Genomic DNA, 20,383 nt, shown 5'->3' with positions numbered 1-20,383 from the left:
GGGTGTAGGCGGGGGCCCGGCGGCGGGGCGCGGTGAACGTCCGTACGGGGTCTCGTACGAGGTCGTACGGGGTCGTACGAGGTCGTACGGCTGCGACGGCTATATGGGGCCGTATGGCTGCGACATGGGTTCGTATGGCTGCGACGACCCGTACGGGGCCATACGGCCGCGTACGACCGTACGGGGCCATACAGCCTGGGGACCGGCCTGCCCCGGGGTGGGTCCGCCTCCCCTACCGCCCGCCGTCAAGGCCAAGCACCGCCGGTACCCCGAAGGAGGCCGCACGCCCCGGTCGGTCATCAACCGGCCATCGACCGCCCCTCGCCCGGCCATCCGACGGCAGCATCGCGTCAAGTCCCGTCCACAAGCCGTCAATGATGCGTCAGTGGCCGCGGAAGTTCCCCGTTCACCGGGCATAGCGTCGGCAGAGCCGAGCCCCGGCGGCTGCGTCACCCACCGGTCCGGGGCCGCCCCTGCGCTGTTCGAGGAGCCACCCGTGTCCCACTCCCCTCTCTTGTACGCGGAAGACCCCGAGCCCTCCGATCGGGTCCCGGCCGGGCTTTTGTTCGTACCCGTCCGGTCGGGCCCCGCGGGCTGCACGGCCCGTCTGTTCCGCACGCCGCTCGGCGGCCGCACCGCCGTCGCCTTCACGTCCGCCCAGCGGCTGACCGCGGCCCTCGGCGGCGGCCAGCCCTGGGTACGCCTCTCCGAGCCCGCACTGCGCGCACTGGCCGAACCGGTCGGCGCGACCGGCCTGACCGTCGACCCCCGGTTCACCCCGGACATCCCCCCTGCGCAGCCCCGTAGGCTGCCCTGCCCCCCGTCCCGTACGCAGGCCCTTCGGGCCGTCTGACGGAGGGCGACCGATCATGAGCCACACCATCAGCCGCGGCGTTCTCCCGCTGACCGCCGTACCGGAACCCGCCACGCCCCGGAGCCCCGCACTGGCCATCTGGCCCGGCTCCACCGCCCCCCTGCCGGACGACGACCTCGCCGTCGGCGGCGTGCCCCTCACCGATCTCGCCGACCGCTTCGGCACGCCCGCCTACGTCCTGGACGAGGACGAGGTGCGCCGCCGCTGCCGCGCCTATCTGCAGGCCTTCCCCGACACCGATGTCCTCTACGCGGCCAAGGCCTTCCTGTGCCGCGCCATGGCGCACTGGGTCGAGGAGGAGGGCCTGGGCCTGGACGTCTGCTCGGCGGGCGAGCTGGAGCTGGCCGTCACCACCGGCTTCCCGCCTGAGCGGATCGTGCTGCACGGCAACGCCAAGAGCCCGGACGACCTGCGGACCGCGCTGCGGCTCGGCGTCGGGCGGATCGTCATCGACAGCACCTCGGAGATCGCCCGGCTGGCGGCCGCGGTCCCGGCGGGCAACCGGCAGAAGGTGCTGATCCGGGTCGTACCGGGGATCGCCGCGGGCGGTCACGCCAAGATCCGGACCGGGACCGACGGGCAGAAGTTCGGGCTGTCCCTGGCGGACGGTTCCGCGCTGCACGCCGTCACCCGCGTACTGGGCCAGCCGCGTCTCCAACTGGTCGGCCTGCACTGCCACTTGGGGTCGCAGATCACCACCGTCAAGCCGTATCTGTCGGCCGTGCGACGCCTGGTCGGCCTGCTCGCCCGCATCCATGAGCAGCACGGCATCACGCTGCCGGAACTGGACCTCGGCGGCGGCCACGGCGTCGCCTACCGCCCCGGGGAGCCCGCCCTCGACATCGTCGGCCTCGGCACCAAGATCCGCGCCGAACTGACCGGCGGCTGCGCGGCGGCCGGACTCCCGGTGCCGCGCCTCGCCATCGAACCGGGCCGCGCCATCGTGGGACCGGCCGGTGTCGTCCTCTACCGGGTGCTGGCCGTCAAACAGACCGGCGGGCACACCTTTGTGGCCGTGGACGGCGGGATGAGCGACAACCCGCGGCCCGCCCTCTACGGGGTGCGCTATGCGCCCCGCCTGGTCGGCCGCCGCTCGGCGGCCGCACCGGAAGCGGTCACGGTCGTCGGCCGCCACTGCGAGGCGGGCGACGTCCTCGCCTCCGATGTCCCCCTCCCCGGCGACATCCGCCCCGGCGACCTCCTGGCCGTCCCCGTAGCGGGCGCGTACCACCTCTCCATGGCCTCCGGCTACAACCTCGTCGGCCGGCCACCAGTCGTGGCGGTCACCGACGGCCACGCCCGCCTCCTGGTCCGCCGGGAGTCCCTGGCGGACATCCAGGGGCGGGATGTCGGGTTGTGAGGGGCGGGGCTCGGCGGCGGGGCTCGGGTCCCGGGTTGAGGCTCCGGGGTGGTTGGCTGGGGGCCGGCCGGTGGTTCGGTGCTGGTGGGCTTGGTGCTGGTTGGGCCGACCTCGGTTGGCCTAGCGCTGGTTGATCTGGCGCCGGTTGATCTGGCGCTGGTTGATCTGGCGCCGGTTGATCTGGCGCCGGTTGATCTGGCGCCGGTCGGCCTGAGCCGTGCATCTGACGGCCGCACCGGGCCCCTTGCCCCGCCGGACAACGTCGCGTCAATTACGTTGCGGGCCACGGAAATACGGCCGCCCATGGGAATACCACCCGCCCGCGCCACGTTGTGGCCTGCAAGGGGCGCACCCATCCCCTAGGGGATCCGTTCGAACAACCCCTAGGGGACGCCGCCCCGCCGACGTCTCCCAGGTGCCGCCCGGCTCACGCTTCAGGCGCAGCCACAGGTACATGTACGATGAACGCACAAGTTGTAGGATGACCGGGCAACTCACGGACGGCCACGGCACGGCAAGGGACGAGCGGACGGACATGGCACTGCAGGCGGCGGGACGGCAATCGCTGGTGGACACCGTCGTCGAGGACCTGCGGTCCCAGCTGACCGCCGGCGAGTGGCCGGTGGGGGACCGTATCCCCACGGAGCACGCCCTGGCCGAACAGCTCCAGGTGGGCCGTAACACCGTCCGCGAGGCGATCCGGGTACTCGTCCACGCCGGAATGCTGCGCTCCCGGCAGGGCGAGGGCACCTTCGTCGTCTCCACGGCGGACCCGGGCGAGATCATGCGCGGCATTCAGCGGGCGGGCATCCGCGACGTACTGGAGCTGCGGATCGCGCTGGAGGCCGAGGCCGCCCGGCTGGCCGCGCTGCGGCGCGAACCCGCCGACCTGGAGCGGATGCAGGCGGCCCTGGACGCCCAGGCCGAGCTGGCGGACGCCGAGGGGCAGCCCGCCGCCGACAGCCTCGAGCTCTACGCCGATCACGACATCGCCTTCCACAGGGCCGTGGTCGAGGCCGCGCACAACACCGCGCTGACCGCGACCTACGGATGGTTCAGCAGCTCGGTGCGGGAGGCGCTGGTCCGCGCGCTCGACGATCACGAGATGCCCAAGATCCTGCACGACGATCACCGCGCCGTGCTCGACGCCATCGCCATGGGCGACCCGGAGGGCGCGGAGCGCGCCACCCGCGTGTTGCTGGAGAGGCCGAAGCGCGCCGTGGAAGCGCTGCTTGCCGCCCGGTGACGGCCCGGCCGACCACCTTCCTCCCACCCCTCTCCCACCACTTCCCACCCCTCTCCCCCTTCCCATCCCCTTGTACGACCCCGAACCTTGGCGAGGTACGCACGCATGTCAGGGCCCCTGTCCGGAACCCCCTTGATCGACGCCGAGGAGGACCTGGTCGCGGCGCCACCGGTCACCGCGGCCCGGCTTCGGCTACGGACCCACCCCGCCCTCCTCCTGGCCGGAATCGTCCTCGCCGCGCTCAACATGCGGGCGGCGCTCGCCGGTGTCTCGCCGCTGCTCAGCGAGATCGGCGCGCACTTCCACCTCGCCGCGGCCGCCAGCAGCCTGGTGACGACCATCCCGCTGATCTTCATGGGCCTCGGCTCCCTCGCCGCCCCGAAACTGGCCCGCCGTTGGGGGACCGAGGCGGTGCTGTGCGGCGCGCTGGTCCTGCTGTGCGGCGGCATCGTGCTGCGGATCGCGCCGCCCGTGGTCGCGCTGTTCGCCGGCTGCGCGGTGGTCGGTGCCTCCATAGCCCTGCTGAACGTCCTGATGCCGGGCCTGATCAAGCGGGACTTCCCGGAGCGGGCGGCAAGCATGACGGCGCTGTACTCGACCGCCATGATCCTGGGCGCCACGGTCTCGGCCGCCTCCGCCGTCCCGCTGGAGAACGCCCTCGGCAGCTGGCGGGGATCCCTGGTCTCCTGGTCGCTGCTGGCCGCCGTCGCCGCGGTGGTCTGGATCCCGCAAGCGGTCATCGCCCGGAGAGGGACGGGCACGGGCGCGGCAACGCCCGCCCACACCGTCGAGAACGGGCCGAAGCTCAGCCGCTCCCCACTGGCCTGGCAGGTCACCCTCTTCATGGGTTCGCAGTCGCTGGTCGCGTATGTGGTCATCGCCTGGATGCCGACGATCTTCACCGACCACGGGATGGGCAAGAGCGAGGCGGGACTGGTCTTCGCCTTCAGCACGCTGGTGCAGATGGTGGGATCGTTCGTGGTGCCGATGCTCGCGGGCCGGATGCGCCGTCAGCGGCTGCTGGGCGTGGGCGTTTCCGCGCTGATGGCCTGCGGTGTCGCCGGACTGCTGGTGGCCCCGGTGGCCGGGGCCTGGCTGTGGGCGGCGATCCTCGGCACCGGCCAGGGGGGCGCCCTGGGGCTGGCCCTGACGATGATGGTCCTGCGCTCCGGTGACGCCCACACCGCCGCCCGGCTCTCCGGCATGGCCCAGACCGGCGGTTACCTCCTCGCCGCGGCCGGCCCCCTCGCTCTCGGCGGCGTCCACCAGGCCACGGGCGACTGGACCGTTCCCCTCCTCCTGCTCCTCGGCGTGTGCGCGGGCCTCGCCCTGCTGGGCATGGGCGCGGGGCGCGACCGGCGCATCGGGGACGGGGCATAGGCGACGGACGCAGGGGACGGGCTCCCTGGGGCGGTCCCGCACGAGTGGCGGTTGAGCTCGCGGGTGGTCAGGGCGTACGGCTGGCCGCCACGTCTCTCCCCCCCGAGCGGTCCGACGGTGGCCGGGCCCGCCCCGGCGCAGGCCGACACCTGAGACCCGACGCCGGTCGTCAACCCTCAGCTTCGCCGGAGGCCGGACCTCCGTCACGCTCCCGATCGCCGAGGCCGTGGCACTGCGCCCGGGCCGACGGGTCCGGCCGTACGCCGGTACGGACGGGCGGTGGGCGGACGGGCAGACGGGCACCGCCCCCGTACGGTCGGGATGTACGGCCACCGTCGGCCATCCCCGTACGACGCCTCGGTGCGGCGCGACACGCCCTCGGCCGCTCCCCCGGGACGAACGGCGAGAGCGCCGGACCATCACACCGGCACCGACTCGGCCTACTCGTCCAACGCGTCCGACGCACCCAGCGCGACGCGCCACCCCCGGGCCACCGAGCACCTGGCCACCAGGCCCCTGGCCCCCGCCCCGTCGGCCATCGCGGTCCGGGTGAACCCCAGGTATCCCACCCGCATCCGCCGCCTGACATCGGTGGTGATCCCGGGGAGGCCATCCCCGTAATCCGGTCGGCTGGCCTACGGTGCCCCCATGAGCGATGTTCAGCGCACCGTTCGCCGGTCCGGACCGCGGCTGTCCCGTGGCGGCCGGCTTCTTCTCGTTGCCCTTTTGTGTGTACTTGTCATTCTTGCCGTGCTGTTCGTGTCGCGGCTGCTGCGCGGACCGCAGCCCGAGGCGAAGCTGACCGTGCCGGAGGGACAGCGGGCCGAGCAGATCTATGCCGCCGCCGACACGGCGCTGCACCTGGCCAAGGGGAGTACCGCGAAGGCCGCCAGGACCGCGCACCTCAAGCTCCCGGACGAGGCGAAGGGCAACCCGGAGGGCTACCTCTTCCCGGCCACGTATCCGATCCGCGAGGAGACCACCCCGGCGTCCCTGCTCGCCTACATGGTCGACACGGCCAACCAGCGGCTCGCCGACGACCGCATCGCCTCCTACCGGACGGTGGTGATCGCCAGCATCGTGCAGGCCGAAGCGGACCGCCCGTCCGATATGGGCAAGGTCGCCCGGGTCATCGACAACCGGCTCGCCAGGAACATGCCGTTGCAGATGGATTCGACCCTGAACTACGCGCTCGGCCGCAGCACCCTCAACACCTCTCACGCCGACACCAGGCTCGACAGCCCGTACAACACCTACAAGCGCGCGGGCCTGCCGCCCACCCCGATCGACAGCCCCGGGGCGGACGCCCTGAAGGCTGCCGGCGCGCCGCCCAAGGGAGACTGGCTGTACTTCGTCACCGTCAAACCGGGCGACACCCGCTTCACCGCCGACTACCAGGAGCATCTGCAGAACGTCCGGGAGTTCAACAAGCGGCAGAAGGACGGCGACGGCACCGGCCAGGCGCAGGGCGGCTGAGCGAACAACCTCCCGGGGCGCCAAGGGCCGCAAGGGTCCCATGGGCCTCCGGGGGCGCCGTAACCGCGGAGGTGCGTCACTCCTCTCCGGTCAGGGTCAGGGACTTCAGGCGGCGCCCGGCATACCAGGTGGCACCGGCCGTCAATACCGTCAACAGGCATATGGCAAGCGGCAGTTGCACGTCGGAGGTGAGCGCACCCTCCGCGCCGACCTTCTGGCCCACCGCCAGCGCCCACTGCTGGACGCTGAGGGTCCGGGCCCCGGGGACGAGGGTGCCGAAGAGCGCCTCCCAGACCAGGGCGTAGACCAGGCCGAACACGACGGCGTGCCGGGTGATGGTGCCGAGGAGGAGGAAGAGCGCGCTGTAGGCGACCGAGGCGACGGCCGCAGCCACGGCGTAAGCGACAGCTATCTGCTGGCTGTTGCCGTTCAGCAGGAAGCCGGCGAGGAGGACGGGAACGGCGGAGAAGGCGACCGTGACGCCCGTCGCGACGAGGAGTTTGGTGAAGATGATCGTCGGCCGCGGCACCGGCTTGGACAGGAGATAGACCACCGAGCCGTCGTCGATCTCGGGACCGATCGCGCCCGTACCGGCGATGACGCCGATCAGCGGGACCATCGTGCCCAGCGCGAAACCGCCCAGGATTCCGCTCGCGGTGGAGTCATCGGCGCCGGCCAGCGCACGGACGGCGACGGCGATGACCACCAGGAGGGCCGGCAGCGCAAAGAGGATCAGCGCGCGGCGCCGGCCGAGCAGGGCGCGGTAGGTGAGCCGGGCGACGGTGGGGTGGAACAGCGAGGCCCGGGGCGCGCCGGCGGGCGCGGGCGGGGCCGTCGGATGGGTTGTGGACATGCGACGGGGCTCCTTTCAGGCCTCAGGCCGCTACGAGATAGGAGAAGACGGATTCCAGCGACTCGTCGGAGGGCGAGACCGTCAGCAGCCGGATGCCGTGGTCACGGGCGACCCGCGGCAGGAGTTCGGTGAACCGGCCGAAGTCGATGGCCTGGATACGCAGCGCGCCCTCGACGAGGTCCACTTCGATGCCGGCCGTGGACGGGTCGGCGATCAGCGCACCGGCCAGCGCGCGGTCGTTGTCGGACCGTACGAGGTAGCGGTGCGGGCGATCGGTCATCAGCCGGCGGATCTTGCGGAAGTCACCGGACGCGGCATGCCGGCCGGCCACCACCACCTCGATATGGGAGGCGAGCTGCTCGACCTCTTCGAGGATGTGTGAGGAGAACAGCACCGTGCGGCCGTCGTCCCCCATGCGCCTCAGCAGCTCCATCAGCTGCATCCGCTGCCGCGGGTCCATGCCGTTGAACGGCTCGTCCAGCAGCAGCACGGACGGGTCGTGGACCAGCGCGGACGCCATTTTCACCCGCTGCCGCATGCCCTTGCTGTACGTCGAGATCTTGCGGTCCTGGGCGTACTCCATCTGCACCGTGGCCAGCGCCCTGGCCGCCTCGGCCCGGCCGAGGCCGTGCAACTCGGCGTTGGCGAGGACGAATTCGCGGCCGGTGAGGAAGTCGTACATCGCCTCGCGCTCGGGGACGATGCCGATGTGGCGGTAGCTGCCGGCGTTGCGCCAGATCGTGGTGCCGTCGAGGGTGACGGTGCCGTTGGAGGGGGCGAGGAAGCCGCCCATCATGTTGATGAGGGTGGATTTTCCGGCGCCGTTGGGGCCGAGCAGGCCGGTGACGCCGGGGCCGATGGTCATGGTGATGTCGTTGACGGCAACGACGTTTCCGAACCAGCGGGAGACATGGTCGATGTGGAGCGTGGTCACAGGCCGGCCTTCCGGTAGCGGAGCGTCAGCAGGGCGTAGGAACCGGCGATGGCTGTCAGCGCGACGAGGAGATAGACGAACCCGGCGGCGGTCGACGGCGCCAGGTTGTCGGGGAAGGAGGTCGTCCCGCCGAGGAAGCTCGCCTGCACCCCGTCGAGGAGCGTGATGGGGGAGAAGAGGCCCAGCCAGCCGACGGCGGACTCGCTGCCCTGGACGGAGGCGATGCCCTGGACGGCGCTGACCGCACCGTAGGGGATGGTGAGGACGGCGATCACGGCGGCGACGCCGAAGCCGCGGCGCGGGGTGAGCGCCGAGATGACCAGGCCGATCCCGGCGAAGACGAGCGAGAGCAGCGCGACGGAGACCAGGCCCTGGCCCAGCCCCTTGGTCTGCTCGAGGAAATCCATCTTCGCCAGCAGCGCCCCGGTGTAGAGGACCAGCAGCGGCGCCGCGGTGAGGATGAACAGGGCGCTCGCCATGGCCGCGAACTTCGCCGCCACATAGTCGGCGCGCTCGATGGGGCGGGAGAAATAGAGCGGCACGGACTTGAAGCGCAGATCGCGGGAGACGGACTGCGGGGCCTGGGCGGCGAGGTAGAGGCCGATGACGGCCTGGAGGTAGATGGCGTAGCGGGTGTAACCGACCTGAAGGCTGCCGGCCTTGGTGACCACCGCCACCGCGACCATGATCGCGGCGGGCAGGCACATCACCGCCAAGAGCAGCATCGGCAGCACCTTGCTCTTGGCCGAGCGGCCGAGTCCGTAGGCGCCGCGCAGGCTCTGCGAGAAGAGCGACCGGCGGGCGTAGGCGCGGCCCAGACGGGGGCCGTCGTAATGGCGGTAGCCGATGTTGTGGATGGAGGCCCCGCCGGGGGCGGCGGAGACGGGGGTCGTGGAGACAGGGGTCGTGGAGTCAGCCGGCATCGGGAGCGCCTCCGTCCTGGGTGGTGTGCGGCGCGCTCGGGGCGCCTGCGGTGGCGGGGGTGGCGGGCGGCGCGGCGGCGGCCGCAGCCGCGTCCGCGTCGCGGAAGACCTCGGCTATGTGGTGCCGGCGCTGTTCCATCCGGATCAGGCCGAGGCCGAGCCCGGCGACGGTGTCGCGCACCAGGTCATGGGTCTGCTCGCCCGATGCCTCGACGTACAGCACATGGCCCGAGGAGCTCAGGCCGTCGGCGCCGGCGGCGTCGCTCACCACGGCGCCGGCCGCGACCAGCGCCGCGCGCAGTGCCGCGGTGCCGTCCGGACAGCGGTCGGTGTCCGTGACCTCGACCGCCAGCGAGGTGGTGGCCTGTGTGAACTCTTCGGTGGACGAGGAGCGCAGCAGCTTGCCGCCGTCGATGACGACGACGTGGTCGCAGGTGCGCTCCAGCTCGCCGAGGAGGTGCGAGGTCACCAGGACGGAGATCCCGAAGTCGGTGTGCACACGGCGGATCAGGCCGAGCATCTCGTCCCGGCCGACAGGGTCCAGGCCGTTGGTGGGCTCGTCCAGGAACACCAGCTGCGGGTCGTGGACGAGGGCCTGGGCCAGCTTCACCCGCTGCTTCATGCCCGTCGAATAGCCCCCCATGGGGCGGTATCGCTCCTCGTAGAGGCCGACGTGGCGCAGGGTGTCCGCGGTGCGCTCGCGGGCGGCGGTCGGCGGCAGGCCGGACATCCGGGCCATGTGCACCACGAACTCGGTGGCCGAGACATCCGGCGGCAGGCAGTCGTGTTCGGGCATATAGCCGACCCGCTCGCGGATGGCCGCGCCGTCCCGCGTCACGTCCAGGCCGAGGACCTGCGCGGTCCCTTCGGTGGCCGGGGCCAGGCCGAGAAGGATCTTGATCAGGGTGGACTTTCCGGCGCCGTTGGCACCCACCAGGCCGGTCACGCCGGGGGCGATGTCAACGGAGAGCCGGTCCAAGGCGGTCACCCGCGGGAACCGCTTGCTCAGGCTTTCGGTCACAATCACAGTCACGTATTCGACGGTAGAAGCGCCCGCGGCCTCAGTCGTCAACCCAGGCGACGGTCTCTGCCCACCCCGCGCATACCTCTCCGGTACGAGGGACCCGTAGGGGATGTCATACCTGGGGTTGCCCTGACGTCAGGGTCGGGCCTCAGGGTCCGAGCTCAGCACCTGGCCTCAGTGCCGGTGCCCTGCGCGTTGCCACGCCCCGGGCGCACCCCTCGTGCACGGCCCTTGTGCACACCCCTTGACGCAGCCGCCGGTCATTGTCACATTCATCAGTGTCAAGTTACGGGCGCGTACCGCGATGAACCGCTTACGGACGGACGGTCGGCGATGGCCTCAGGCACCTCAGTCAGCTCAGCGACCTCGGCAGACACCGCAGGACTCACCGCCGAACTGCGGGGGTTCAGAGAGGTCCAGCGCCTCGCGTACGACTGCGCAGAGGCGGTGGCCGCCCAGCTCAAGCCCGGGATCACCGAGCGCGCGGCGGCGCGGATGCAGCGCGAGTGGCTGCGCGAGCGCGGCGTACGGGACTGGTTCCACCTGCCGTTCGCGTGGTTCGGCGACCGCACGGCCTTCGTCAATTTCCGCATCCCGCTGCAGTTCTTCCCCACCAACCGCGCGCTGGAACCGGGCATGCCCTTCATCCTCGACATGGCGCCGGTCTACAAGGGATACACCGCCGACATCGGCTACTCCGGCTGCCTCGGCCTCAACCCCGTACACGACCGGCTGCTCGCCGACCTCGAAGCGCACCGGGAGCTGATCCTGCGCGAGGTCCGGGAGCGGCGCCCGCTGCGCGAGATCTACGAGGACGTGGAACGGCTGATGGTGCGGCAGGGCCACGCCAACCGCCACCGCGCCTACCCCTTCGGCGTCATCGCCCACAAGATCGACCGGGTCAGGGAGCGCCGCTGGTCCCCCACCCTCTTCGGATTCGGCACCCAGTCCCTCAAGGGTCTCGCCTCCGATGCGCTGCACGGCCACCGGGACGGCTGGTCCCCGCTGTGGAGCCCGTACACCTTCTCCGACCACCCGCCGCAGCCGGGGCTCTGGGCGGTCGAACCCCACCTCGGATTCCGCGGTACGGGCGCCAAGTTCGAGGAAATCCTGGTCGTCACGGACTCCAAGGACCCGCAGGAAAGCGCCTTTTGGCTGGATGACGATCTGCCGCATGTGCGGCGCTGGCAGGAGGAGAAGGCCGCGTGAACACAGGACGTGAAGAAGGCCAGGGACAGGACCGGAGCCGGCGGCAGGGGCTCCAGGGGGCACGGGAGCGCCGGGTGCGCACCGGCGGCGTCGAGCTGTGTGTCGCCGAGCTGGGGGACGCCGCGCAGCCCACGGTGATGCTGGTGCACGGCTACCCGGACAGCAAAGAGGTGTGGTCCGAGGTCGCGCAGCGCCTGGCCGAGCGGTTTCATGTGGTGCTCTACGACGTCCGTGGCTGCGGCCGGTCCACGGCCCCGAAGCCGCTGCGCGGCGGCTTCACCCTGGAGAAGCTGACCGACGACTTCCTTGCCGTCGCGGACGCCGTCAGCCCCGGCCGGCCCGTCCACCTGGTCGGCCATGACTGGGGCTCCGTACAGGCCTGGGAATTCGCCACGGTCCGGCGTACGGAGGGCCTGATCGCGTCCTTCACCTCCATGTCGGGCCCGTCCCTCGACCACTTCGGCCAGTGGATCAAGAAGCGGATGGCGCGGCCCACCCCCCGGCGCGCCGCCCAGCTCCTCAACCAGGGCGCCAAGTCCTGGTACGTCTACCTGCTGCACACCCCCAAACTGCCGGAACTGGCGTGGCAGGGCCCGCTCGGCAAGCGCTGGCCAAAGATCCTTCAGCGGGTGGAAAAGGTGCCCGCCGGCGGCTATCCGACCCCTTCGCTGCCCACCGACGCTGCCCATGGCGCCTGGCTCTACCGCGACAACGTCCTCCCCCGGCTGCGCCGCCCGCGCACCGACGCCTATGCACACTGCCCGGTCCAGCTGATCACCCCGACCGGCGATGCCTTCCTGTCCCAGCGGCTGTACGACGACCTGGAGCAGTGGGCGCCCCAGCTGGTACGCCGCACGCTCCCGGCCAAGCACTGGGTGCCGCGCACCCGGCCCGACCAGCTGACCTCCTGGATCACCGAGTTCGTCACCGCCCAGGAAGAGGGCGACCCGGCGAAGAAGGTGGTGGCCGCCGGCCCGTATGCCGACCGCTTCGGCGGGCAGCTGGTGCTGGTGACCGGTGCGGCCAGCGGGATAGGGCGGGCCACGGCGTTCGCCTTCGCCGAGGCCGGCGCGCGGATCATCGCCGTCGACCGGGATGCCGAGGGCGCGGCACGGACCGCCGACATGGCCCGGCTGATCGGCGCCCCGCAGGCCTGGGGGGAGGTCGTCGACGTAGCGGACGAGGCGGCCATGGAGAAGCTCGCCGACAAGGTGGACGCCGAATACGGCACCGTCGATGTCCTGGTGAACAACGCCGGCATCGGCCTCTCCGGCTCCTTCCTCCAGACCACCACCGAGGACTGGAAGAAGGTCCTGGACGTCAATCTGTGGGGCGTCATCCACGGCTGCCGGATCTTCGGCAAGCGGATGGCGGACCGCGGACAAGGGGGCCATATCGTCAACACCGCCTCGGCCGCCGCCTTCCAGCCCTCCAAAGTCCTGCCCGCGTACAGCACGTCCAAGGCGGCCGTCCTGATGCTCAGCGAGTGCCTGCGCGCCGAGCTGGCGGGCCAGGGCATCGGGGTTTCCGCCATCTGTCCGGGGCTGGTCAACACCAACATCACCACCACCTCGCGCTTCACCGGAGTCTCGGCCGAAGAAGAGAAACGCCGCCAGGCCAAGGCCGCGCGGATGTACGGCATGCGCAATTACCCGCCGGAGAAGGTCGCCGACGCCGTTCTGCGCGCGGTGGTACGTAACCAGGCGGTCGTCCCCGTCACCCCCGAGGCGCGCGGCGCCCATCTGATGTCCCGCTTCACCCCGCGCGCCCTGCGCGCCATCGCCCGTATCGAACCGCCGCTGTAGCCGTCCCTCTGGCCCCGGGAGAGATCTGCGCACGTCAGGAGCCGCGCATGAGCACATCACCCACCCCACGTCCACCGCACTCACCCCGCCCGCAGGAGCACCATCCCATCGCTCCGCGCCGGGTCTCGTTCGACTGGCGTGACACACCGCTGCACTGGATACCGGACGAGCCCACCGCCACGCATGTCATCAATGTGCTGCATCTGCTGCTGCCGGCCGGTGAACGGTGGTTCGTCAAGGTCTTCAAGGAGGCCCTGCCGCAGGTCCGGGACGGGGAACTCCTCAAGGACGTCAAGGGCTTCATGGGCCAGGAGGCCACCCACAGCGTCCAGCACGCCTACGTCCTCGACCACTTGGCCCGCCAAGGCCTGGACACCGCCCCCTACACCCGGCATGTCGACTTTCTCTTCGAGTACCTCCTGGGCGACAAGCCCCCCTTCGGCGTACCGCTCCCCGAACAGGAGTGGCTGCGCTTCCGTCTCTCCGTGATCGCTGCCATCGAGCAGTTCACCGCGGTGCTCGGCAACTGGGTGCTCGCCGCCGACGGCCTCGACCGCGCCACCCCCGACCCGGTGATGCTCGATCTGCTGCGGTGGCACGGCGCCGAGGAGGTCGAGCACCGCGCCGTCGCCTTCGACATGTACGAGCACACCGGCGGCGAGGAACCCGCCCGCTACCTCCGCCGCATCCTCGGCATGTCCGTAACGGCCCCCGTCCTCCTCTATCTCTGGGGCTGGGGCGCGGCCTACCTCCTCCGTCATGACCCGCAGCTCGCCACCCGCTCCCGATACTCGCTGCGCGAGCACAACCACGCCGTACGCAAGGGGCTCCTGCCCACCTGGCGTGAGCTGGGCGCCGCGATACCGCGCTATCTGCGGCGGTCGTACCATCCCTCGCAGGAAGGGTCGCTACGCTCGGCCGTCGCCTATCTGGCGACCTCCCCGGCCGCACGGGCCGCGGCGGGTGCGGTGGGCCGCGCGGCCCTCTCGTAGTAAGAGGACGTCCGGTGGACGGGCCGCTGTCCGGTGAGTAGAGGGCTGTACGGCGAACCGGGCGGCATCCGGTGAACCGGCCCCTGCCCATGAGCCGGGCGGCTGTCCGGCGAACCGGCGGCAATGTCGTGAGGAGCACCGCAATGAGTCAGCAGCCGCCGACGGCCGACGGCCAACCGGCCGAATACCGTATCGAGGAGCTGGCCCACCTCAGCGGCGCCACGGTCCGGACGATCCGCGCCTACCAGGACCGCGGCCTGCTCCCCCGCCCCGAGCGCCGCGGCCGGGCCAATGTCTACGGCGATGCCCACCTGGCCCGGCTGCGCCAGATCGCCGACCTCCTCGACCGGGGCTACACCCTGGCCAGCATCAAGGAACTCCTCGAGGCCTGGGACGCGGGCCTCGATCTCGGCGGGGTCCTCGGGCTGGTCGCCGAGATCGACGGGCCGTGGACCGACGAGAAGTCATCCCGCATCAGCCGCGCCGACCTGGACACCGCCTTCGGCGGCACCTCCGACGAGGCGGCGGTGACCGAGGCCGTCGCGCTCGGCGTCCTGGAACGCATCCCGGGCCATGACCACGAGTTCCTCGTCCCCAGTCCCCAGGAACTCGCCGTCGCCGCCGAACTCCACTCCGCGGGCGTCCCGCTCCTGGCCATCTCCGGCCATCTGCGGGAGGTACGCGGCCAGGTCGAGCACATCGCCGCCCGCTTCGTCGACTTCACCACCGAGCACATCTTCCGGCCCTTCCTGGACCACCCGCCCACCGATTCCGAAGCCGCCGAGGCCGCCGCCCTCGTACGGCGCCTGCGGCCCCTGGCCCAGCAGACCATCGACGCCGAACTCGCCCGCGCCATGCGCACCTTGGCCACGCGCTCCCTCCGCCGCCATCTCGCCGAGTCGCTGCCGGGGGAGTCCCGGGAAGCGCACGCCGAGGCGTCGGCCCCTGGCCCGGCTCCGTCGGCCGCTGGGCCGGCGCCGGGGGCTGGGGACGTGCTCGAGCGTGTGGCCGGGGCCGGCGGCGCCTTCGTACCGGAACCCGGCCATGGCTGCGCTTCGGGACCTGCCCATGCATCGGGGGCAGGTCGCGCCTCCGTACCCGGCCGCATATCCGGGCTCGGCCGCGCGAACCCCACGCCCGGCGCCGCCCCCGTACCGGAATCCGGTGCCGCCCCCGGGCCGGTCGCGGACCCCCGTCCCGCGACCGGCCCGGAGCCGGTGGCCCTCCCCGCCGACATCGTCCAGGCCGTACGGGACCTGGTCGGCCCCGAGAACACGGCCGCCTTCATCGCCGCCGCAGCCCACCGCGAGGTCCATGCGCGCACCATGGATGCGCTGGCGGCCTCGGGCGTACGCGATGCGGCGGCCGGCGACGGTGGACCTCGCCACTGACGGACGAGCCGCAGCTCCCCCTATCCAGCCGGATCCGGAAGCCAGTTGCCGTGGAAGCCATAGGGCACACGCTGCGGAAGATGCACCGTCGCCACGGGGGCGGCGGATATGTCCTCCGCGTCCAGGATGACGAGATCGCTGCTGTCGGTGGATGCGTCATAGACGTAGCTGAGCAGCCAGCCCGGTCCGCCCGGACGGCCGTCCGCCGGGGCGAAGGCCGCCTCGCTCGGGGTGCGGCCGGGGCCGAAGTCGTGCCGGGCCACCGTGCCGGAGTGCAGGTCATAGCGGAGCAGTGCGCCGGGTACCGGGCCGGAGCCGGGGAACTCACCGGATATGCCGTGGCCGAAACGGGCGGGCAGCCCGGCGAGGCGGTCGTCTATCCGGGGGAACTCGCACAACTGGTCATCGAGCTGTTCCTCCGCCACCGTGCCGCTCACGAGGTCGATGGTCCAGCGCCACAGGTGGGCCGGGCTGTTGTCGCCGTACTCGGCGTAGCGGGCCACGTGGAGGACGATGCGCTGATCACCGTCGTCATAGGCGTTGAGGCTGTGGAAGACATAGCAGGGGTCGATGGACAGCCAGCGGACCTCGCCGTACGGGTCGTCGCGCCGCAGCACTCCCAGCCGGGCGCCGTACTCCGGCTCCCAGCCGTACGGCATGCCGCGGCGGTTGAGATCAAGGACGACCGGGAGGTCCATGAAGATGACATGGGCGGCGGTGAGATGGAAGTCGTGCATCATCGTCGGCGCCGCGACGTCTATGGGGCGGCTGACTTCCAACTCCCCTGCCGCATCGGCACGGTGATAGGTGAGATAGGGCGGCTGGGGACCGCCGTATCCGAAGAAGTGGAGCTCGCCCGTCGTGGGGCAGGTCTTGGGGTGGGCCGTCATGGCGGTGGTGAGCCGGCCCCCGAAATCATGGGCGCCGATGGTCTCCAGCTCATGGCCGGGACGGCAGTCGATCTCGTACGGAAACGACGACTCGACCAGCGCCAGGGTGCGGCCGGCGTGCCGGACGATGTGGGTGTTGGCGACCCCTGCCCGGAGATTGCGGCGTCCCTGCTCGTCCACGACGGGTACGCCGTCGGTGAAGGTGGCGGTCCGGACCCAGCGGTTGCGGTACGAGACGGCGCGGCCGTCCTCCAGACGCAGGCCGTGCACCATGCCGTCGCCGAAGAACCAGTGCGGGGTGACGACGTCGCGCGGGTTGGGGCCGTTGCGCAGGAACCAGCCGGTCAGTTCCGGCGGGATGGTGCCGGTGACCGGGAGGTCGTAGGCGGTCAGCTCGTCCCGCACCGGCGCGAAGTTGCCGGCCAGGTGCGGTGCGGGAGCGGACGATTCGGATGCGGTGCTCGGGTTTGCGGTGGTCATGGCGTCATGCCTCCTGCAGACCGGGCCGCGCACCGGCCTGGTCCTGCAGGAACCGGGCGCGGGCCCGCTCCGGGTACCAGGCGGTGAAGCGGGCGGGAAGGACGAATCCGGCGACCTGGATGAGGATGGAGACGAGCAGACTCAGGTCGTAGTGGGTGACGACCGCCTGCGCGGCCGCACCGACAGTGAAGGACAGCGCCCAGGCGGCGGTGAGCACGACATTGATGCGCCGGAACAGCGGGGTGCGCCAGACCTCCGGCGGGGCCACCCGGCGTGCGATCGCCATCGTGAAGGGGCGGCGGACGGCGATGGACAGCCAGGCTATGAGCGCCAGCCAGCCCATCGCGAGGGTGCCGCCGTAGAACCGGAGGCCGCTGTGGGGCTGGGCGAAGGCCAGAATCGCCAGGGCCGCGAAGAACACGATCGTGCCGTACTCCAGCAGCCGGGACTCCAGGGAAAGGCCGGCCGCTCGGTCGGCGAACAGCAGCACCGCGGAGACCACGAGCGCCGCCAGCGCCCCCCACTGCCAGCCGAGCGTCGCCACGCCCGCGAACACCAGCCACGGAATGAAGCTCCGCAGGTAGCCCATGATCCCCCTCTTTCCCGGCCGTTTCCGGCCCGCCGGCCCGCTGTGTCCGGCCTGTACGTGGAGTCCGCCGCGCGAACTTCGAGATACGTTCCAACTTCGACATGTCAAAAATAGAAGGTGAGTCTTTGACGTGTCAACAGTGGAAGGTAATCTGTTGGCCATGAGCCTGAGACATGCCGTACTGGGCCTGCTGGCGGAGGCCCCCGCCAGCGGCTACGACCTGATGAAGACGTTCAACGCCTCACTCGCGAACGTCTGGCCCGCTACGCAGAGTCAGGTCTACGGAGAACTGGCCAAGCTCACCACTGCGGGCATGGTCGAGGTCGTCGCGGAGGGCCCCCGCGGCCGTAAGGAATACGCCCTCACCGACGACGGCATGATCGAGCTGCGGCACTGGCTCATCGACATCGAGCCCAGCGGGCCCCCACGCCTGGACGGCCTGTTGCGGGTCTTCTTCCTCGGCGTGCTCACCCCGCTCGAGGCCCGTACGTACCTCTTGTCGCGGGCCGAGTCCGCATCCCGCGCACACGCGGCTCTGGAGCAGCTCGGCCAAGCCACCCCCTGGGATGACGACATGATCTCGGTCTACGGGAAACTGGCGCTCGAATACGGCCTGCGCCAGACGGCGATGCAGGAGGACTGGGCCCGCTGGGCCGCCGAGGAAGTCGGCCGCGCGAAGGCCACGGCAGCGGGGGAGCGGGTGAGGGAGAGGGCCGCGAGCACCGGGAAGGAGAGCGAGGGGGACGCCTGAGCCGGAATTCAGGTGCCTGGGGACGCACTGCGCGGCACCCTGGAGCCATGAGCAGTCAGCGCTCCGTGCGCATTTCCAAATACCTGGCGAAGCATCTGCGGCATGAGCCGGAACGGATCGGCATCACCCTCGACGCCCAGGGCTGGGTAGCGGTACCGGAGCTGATCGAGGCAGCCGCACGGCACGGATTCCGGTTCTCCCGGGCCGAGTTGGAGACCGTGGTCGCCGAGAACGACAAGCGGCGTTACGCCATCGAGGGCGACCGTATCCGCGCCAACCAGGGCCATTCGATCCGCGTCGACCTCGATCTGCCCCCGGCCGAACCGCCCGCGTGCCTCTTCCACGGCACGGTGGCCCGCAGCGTCGCCGCCATCAGGTCACAGGGGCTCCGCCCGATGTCCCGGCACGCCGTCCATCTCTCGTCCGACCGTGAGACCGCGACGCGGGTCGGCGCCCGGCGCGGCAAGGCCGTCGTGCTGACGGTTGACGCGGCAGCGATGCAGCGGGCCGGCCACGTCTTCCACGTCAGCGCCAACGGTGTCTGGCTCACCGCCTGCGTACCGCCCGAATACCTCCGCTTCCCGAGCTGAGGAAACCCTGAAACCCCAGCTCACAGCCCAGGGGCTCCCCACACCGGGAACCACCGCGCCAGATCCTTCTCGATCGTCAGATCGTCCTTGAGCATCGCCCGGGCCTGAAGCTCCAGGGGGTTGTCCCGCTTCTCACCACCGCCCGGCTGCGGGGCGAACGGATAGAACGTGCCGCGTTTGTAGAGGTAGACCAGGGCCAGCGGCCGGTCCCGACCGTCACGGAAACCGATCAGTGAGCACAGCAGCTGCGGGCCGAAACCCGCCTCCTCCAGGGACGTGTTGACCGCGTGCAGGTCGTTGACCAGGCCCGCCACATCCTCCGGTGGGTGCCGCGCCAGCAGCCAGGTATAGCCGTACGCGTCCTGGGTGAACTCCACCGAGCCGTCCAGCAGCCCCCGGGCCTCCTCCTGGATCCGCGAGAACGCTCCGCCCTCGACGCTCGCAAAGCACACCGAGCCCAGGCCGGTGGGCAGAAAACCGGCCGCTGCCTGCAGCGTGACGGCGGCGGACGGCAACGCGAAAAGCTGGTCGAGATCGGGGCGTACCGGCTTGCTGCGGCCCAGAATGGCGTCCAGAAATCCCATGCGTGGCTACTCTCCTTCACTCGCTGACCCATTCCGCTGCGGAGCGCCTCATGGCCGCCCCAGCTGCGCCGCGATCCGGCCGAGCTGGTCCAGCCGCTGTTCCAGCGTCGGGTGCGAGGACAGCAGCCTGCTGGAGCTCTCCTTGTTGAACGCCGGGGCGAAGTAGAACGCGTTGAACGGCTCGGCCTTGCGCAGATCCTCGGTCGGAATCTTCGCCATCTGGCCGGTGACCTTGGTCAGCGCGGATGCCAGCGCCGACGGGCGGCCGGTGAGCATCGCGGCGGCGCGGTCCGCGGACAGCTCACGGTAGCGGGACAGCAGCCGGGTCAGCAGGAAGCTGATGGCATAGACCACAGCGCTGACGGCGGTGACGATCAGTACGGCGATGGCGGCGTTCTGGTCGCGGTTGTTGCGCCCGACGCCGCTCCACAGCGCGGCGCGGGTGATGATCCCGGCCAGGACGCCGAGGAACGAGGCAATGGTCATCACGGCGACATCGCGGTGCGCGACATGGGAGAGCTCGTGGGCGAGCACGCCCTCCAGTTCCTCCGGTTCCAGCCGCCGCAGCAGCCCCGTCGTGGCGCACACCATCGAGTTCTTCTGATTACGGCCGGTCGCGAACGCATTCGGCACGTCCGAATTCGCGATGGCGACCCGCGGTTTGGGCATATCGGCCAGCGCGCACAGCCGGTCCACGGCACCGTGCAGCTCCGGTGCCTGCTCCGGTGTGACCTCGTGCGCACCCATGCTGAACGCCGCGATCCGGTCACTGAACCAGAACTGCGCGACGAACAGGCCACCCGCGATGATCAACACCACTACCCAGGAGCCCTTGAGCAGCACCACCAGCACTCCGACGACCACGACGTACAGCAGTCCGATGAAGAACATCGTCGTGACCATGCGGGACGTCAGCCCGCGGTCGGGGGCGAATCGGGTCTGTGCCATGGCTCCTCCACAACGCACCGCGCTTTGCGCAGTCCGCCGGACGTTTCACGCGCTGCCTGAGTCGCACGCCGCGCCCTGCACACT

The 20,383-nt window shown here is 71.0% G+C and carries 20 protein-coding genes; 11 read left to right on the top strand and 9 right to left on the bottom strand.

All coding sequences use genetic code 11. From position 1 onward, the window contains the following. Nucleotides 1-190 (bottom strand): hypothetical protein (locus ADL29_RS44450; protein ID WP_211274262.1); only part of this gene is annotated, 190 nt, incomplete at its 3' end. A gap of 306 nt (nucleotides 191-496) precedes the next feature. Here ADL29_RS44450 and ADL29_RS07445 point away from each other — a divergent pair. The 5 genes from ADL29_RS07445 to mltG all read left to right on the top strand — a co-directional run bounded on the left by ADL29_RS07445 (nucleotide 497) and on the right by mltG (nucleotide 6,336). Beyond that, on the top strand, nucleotides 497-853 hold the full coding sequence (locus tag ADL29_RS07445; protein WP_053922919.1) for an SAV_915 family protein: 357 nt from the start codon (nucleotides 497-499) through the stop codon (nucleotides 851-853). A 16-nt stretch (nucleotides 854-869) separates the two neighbouring features. Beyond that, nucleotides 870-2,234, top strand: a complete 1,365-nt coding sequence (gene lysA, locus ADL29_RS07440) for a diaminopimelate decarboxylase (protein ID WP_245689204.1) — start codon at nucleotides 870-872, stop codon at nucleotides 2,232-2,234. A 535-nt stretch (nucleotides 2,235-2,769) separates the two neighbouring features. Continuing rightward, a complete protein-coding gene (locus ADL29_RS07435) occupies nucleotides 2,770-3,480 on the top strand; it encodes a FadR/GntR family transcriptional regulator (protein ID WP_053922930.1) in 711 nt (236 codons plus the stop codon). Nucleotides 3,481-3,585: 105 nt separating this feature from the next. Next, nucleotides 3,586-4,860 carry a CynX/NimT family MFS transporter gene (locus tag ADL29_RS07430; protein ID WP_053922918.1) on the top strand — a complete coding sequence of 425 codons (1,275 nt, stop codon included), beginning with the start codon at nucleotides 3,586-3,588 and terminating at the stop codon, nucleotides 4,858-4,860. A gap of 648 nt (nucleotides 4,861-5,508) precedes the next feature. After that, a complete protein-coding gene (gene mltG, locus ADL29_RS07425) occupies nucleotides 5,509-6,336 on the top strand; it encodes an endolytic transglycosylase MltG (RefSeq protein ID WP_078970821.1) in 828 nt (275 codons plus the stop codon). A 76-nt stretch (nucleotides 6,337-6,412) separates the two neighbouring features. On the opposite strand, the gene ADL29_RS07420 is transcribed toward mltG, so the two are convergent. The 4 genes from ADL29_RS07420 to ADL29_RS07405 form a co-directional block, all read right to left on the bottom strand. Continuing rightward, nucleotides 6,413-7,132: an ABC transporter permease subunit gene (locus ADL29_RS07420; RefSeq protein WP_053922929.1), complete on the bottom strand. Its 720-nt coding sequence runs from the start codon at nucleotides 7,130-7,132 to the stop codon at nucleotides 6,413-6,415. Between the two features lie 79 nt (nucleotides 7,133-7,211). Next, complete coding sequence (locus ADL29_RS07415; protein WP_053922916.1) at nucleotides 7,212-8,123, bottom strand: ABC transporter ATP-binding protein; 912 nt, start codon at nucleotides 8,121-8,123, stop codon at nucleotides 7,212-7,214. Beyond that, a complete protein-coding gene (locus tag ADL29_RS07410; RefSeq protein ID WP_053922915.1) occupies nucleotides 8,120-9,046 on the bottom strand; it encodes an ABC transporter permease subunit in 927 nt (308 codons plus the stop codon). Before ADL29_RS07410 ends, ADL29_RS07415 begins: the two co-directional genes overlap by 4 nt. Next, nucleotides 9,036-10,073 carry an ABC transporter ATP-binding protein gene (locus tag ADL29_RS07405; RefSeq protein WP_053922914.1) on the bottom strand — a complete coding sequence of 346 codons (1,038 nt, stop codon included), beginning with the start codon at nucleotides 10,071-10,073 and terminating at the stop codon, nucleotides 9,036-9,038. The genes ADL29_RS07410 and ADL29_RS07405 overlap by 11 nt, the downstream gene beginning before the upstream one ends. Nucleotides 10,074-10,403: 330 nt before the next feature. On the opposite strand from ADL29_RS07405, the gene ADL29_RS07400 reads away from it, so the two are divergent. From ADL29_RS07400 to ADL29_RS07385, 4 genes are all read left to right on the top strand, one after another. Continuing rightward, on the top strand, nucleotides 10,404-11,279 hold the full coding sequence (locus tag ADL29_RS07400; protein WP_053922913.1) for a M24 family metallopeptidase: 876 nt from the start codon (nucleotides 10,404-10,406) through the stop codon (nucleotides 11,277-11,279). Further along, nucleotides 11,276-13,084 carry an SDR family oxidoreductase gene (locus ADL29_RS07395; RefSeq protein ID WP_053922912.1) on the top strand — a complete coding sequence of 603 codons (1,809 nt, stop codon included), beginning with the start codon at nucleotides 11,276-11,278 and terminating at the stop codon, nucleotides 13,082-13,084. The genes ADL29_RS07400 and ADL29_RS07395 overlap by 4 nt, the downstream gene beginning before the upstream one ends. A gap of 47 nt (nucleotides 13,085-13,131) precedes the next feature. After that, nucleotides 13,132-14,076 (top strand): metal-dependent hydrolase, encoded by a 945-nt coding sequence (locus tag ADL29_RS07390; protein WP_053922911.1) that lies wholly within the window; start codon nucleotides 13,132-13,134, stop codon nucleotides 14,074-14,076. A gap of 143 nt (nucleotides 14,077-14,219) precedes the next feature. After that, complete coding sequence (locus ADL29_RS07385; protein WP_053922910.1) at nucleotides 14,220-15,467, top strand: MerR family transcriptional regulator; 1,248 nt, start codon at nucleotides 14,220-14,222, stop codon at nucleotides 15,465-15,467. 20 nt (nucleotides 15,468-15,487) lie between these two features. Here the strand turns inward: ADL29_RS07385 and ADL29_RS07380 are convergent, their stop codons facing one another. Then, nucleotides 15,488-16,837 (bottom strand): carotenoid oxygenase family protein, encoded by a 1,350-nt coding sequence (locus tag ADL29_RS07380; RefSeq protein WP_053922909.1) that lies wholly within the window; start codon nucleotides 16,835-16,837, stop codon nucleotides 15,488-15,490. Nucleotides 16,838-16,841: 4 nt separating this feature from the next. Further along, on the bottom strand, nucleotides 16,842-17,426 hold the full coding sequence (locus ADL29_RS07375) for a hypothetical protein (RefSeq protein ID WP_053922908.1): 585 nt from the start codon (nucleotides 17,424-17,426) through the stop codon (nucleotides 16,842-16,844). Nucleotides 17,427-17,586: 160 nt separating this feature from the next. Here ADL29_RS07375 and ADL29_RS07370 point away from each other — a divergent pair, with 160 nt between their 5' ends. Continuing rightward, nucleotides 17,587-18,177 carry a PadR family transcriptional regulator gene (locus ADL29_RS07370; RefSeq protein WP_053922907.1) on the top strand — a complete coding sequence of 197 codons (591 nt, stop codon included), beginning with the start codon at nucleotides 17,587-17,589 and terminating at the stop codon, nucleotides 18,175-18,177. A 47-nt stretch (nucleotides 18,178-18,224) separates the two neighbouring features. Further along, nucleotides 18,225-18,767 (top strand): RNA 2'-phosphotransferase, encoded by a 543-nt coding sequence (locus ADL29_RS07365; protein WP_053922906.1) that lies wholly within the window; start codon nucleotides 18,225-18,227, stop codon nucleotides 18,765-18,767. Between the two features lie 20 nt (nucleotides 18,768-18,787). Here ADL29_RS07365 and pspAB read toward each other — a convergent pair whose 3' ends face one another. Together pspAB and htpX are read right to left on the bottom strand one after the other, a co-directional pair. Beyond that, entirely contained in the window at nucleotides 18,788-19,351 is a 564-nt protein-coding gene (gene pspAB, locus ADL29_RS07360) for a PspA-associated protein PspAB (RefSeq protein ID WP_053922905.1), read from the bottom strand. A gap of 48 nt (nucleotides 19,352-19,399) precedes the next feature. Beyond that, the gene (gene htpX, locus ADL29_RS07355; RefSeq protein ID WP_053922904.1) at nucleotides 19,400-20,299 is read right to left on the bottom strand and encodes a zinc metalloprotease HtpX; all 900 of its coding nucleotides are present in this window, start codon (nucleotides 20,297-20,299) and stop codon (nucleotides 19,400-19,402) included. Between the last annotated feature and the right edge of the window lie 84 nt (nucleotides 20,300-20,383).

This window comes from Streptomyces chattanoogensis, from assembly GCF_001294335.1.
Lineage (GTDB): Bacteria > Actinomycetota > Actinomycetes > Streptomycetales > Streptomycetaceae > Streptomyces > Streptomyces chattanoogensis.
Note: the sequence above shows the minus strand (reverse complement) of the source record. Positions and strands in the feature narration are given on the sequence as shown.

Excerpts from the sequence above, each read along its gene's own strand:
- ADL29_RS07370 (WP_053922907.1), top strand. The coding sequence starts at position 17,587 with ATGAGCCTGAGACATGCCGTACTGGGCCTGCTGGCGGAGGCCCCCGCC.
- ADL29_RS07385 (WP_053922910.1), top strand. The coding sequence starts at position 14,220 with ATGAGTCAGCAGCCGCCGACGGCCGACGGCCAACCGGCCGAATACCGT.
- ADL29_RS07375 (WP_053922908.1), bottom strand. The coding sequence starts at position 17,426 with ATGGGCTACCTGCGGAGCTTCATTCCGTGGCTGGTGTTCGCGGGCGTG.
- ADL29_RS07430 (WP_053922918.1), top strand. The coding sequence starts at position 3,586 with ATGTCAGGGCCCCTGTCCGGAACCCCCTTGATCGACGCCGAGGAGGAC.
- ADL29_RS07435 (WP_053922930.1), top strand. The coding sequence starts at position 2,770 with ATGGCACTGCAGGCGGCGGGACGGCAATCGCTGGTGGACACCGTCGTC.
- ADL29_RS07400 (WP_053922913.1), top strand. The coding sequence starts at position 10,404 with ATGGCCTCAGGCACCTCAGTCAGCTCAGCGACCTCGGCAGACACCGCA.
- mltG (WP_078970821.1), top strand. The coding sequence starts at position 5,509 with ATGAGCGATGTTCAGCGCACCGTTCGCCGGTCCGGACCGCGGCTGTCC.
- lysA (WP_245689204.1), top strand. The coding sequence starts at position 870 with ATGAGCCACACCATCAGCCGCGGCGTTCTCCCGCTGACCGCCGTACCG.
- ADL29_RS07390 (WP_053922911.1), top strand. The coding sequence starts at position 13,132 with ATGAGCACATCACCCACCCCACGTCCACCGCACTCACCCCGCCCGCAG.
- ADL29_RS07410 (WP_053922915.1), bottom strand. The coding sequence starts at position 9,046 with ATGCCGGCTGACTCCACGACCCCTGTCTCCACGACCCCCGTCTCCGCC.
- ADL29_RS07365 (WP_053922906.1), top strand. The coding sequence starts at position 18,225 with ATGAGCAGTCAGCGCTCCGTGCGCATTTCCAAATACCTGGCGAAGCAT.
- htpX (WP_053922904.1), bottom strand. The coding sequence starts at position 20,299 with ATGGCACAGACCCGATTCGCCCCCGACCGCGGGCTGACGTCCCGCATG.
- ADL29_RS07380 (WP_053922909.1), bottom strand. The coding sequence starts at position 16,837 with ATGACCACCGCAAACCCGAGCACCGCATCCGAATCGTCCGCTCCCGCA.
- pspAB (WP_053922905.1), bottom strand. The coding sequence starts at position 19,351 with ATGGGATTTCTGGACGCCATTCTGGGCCGCAGCAAGCCGGTACGCCCC.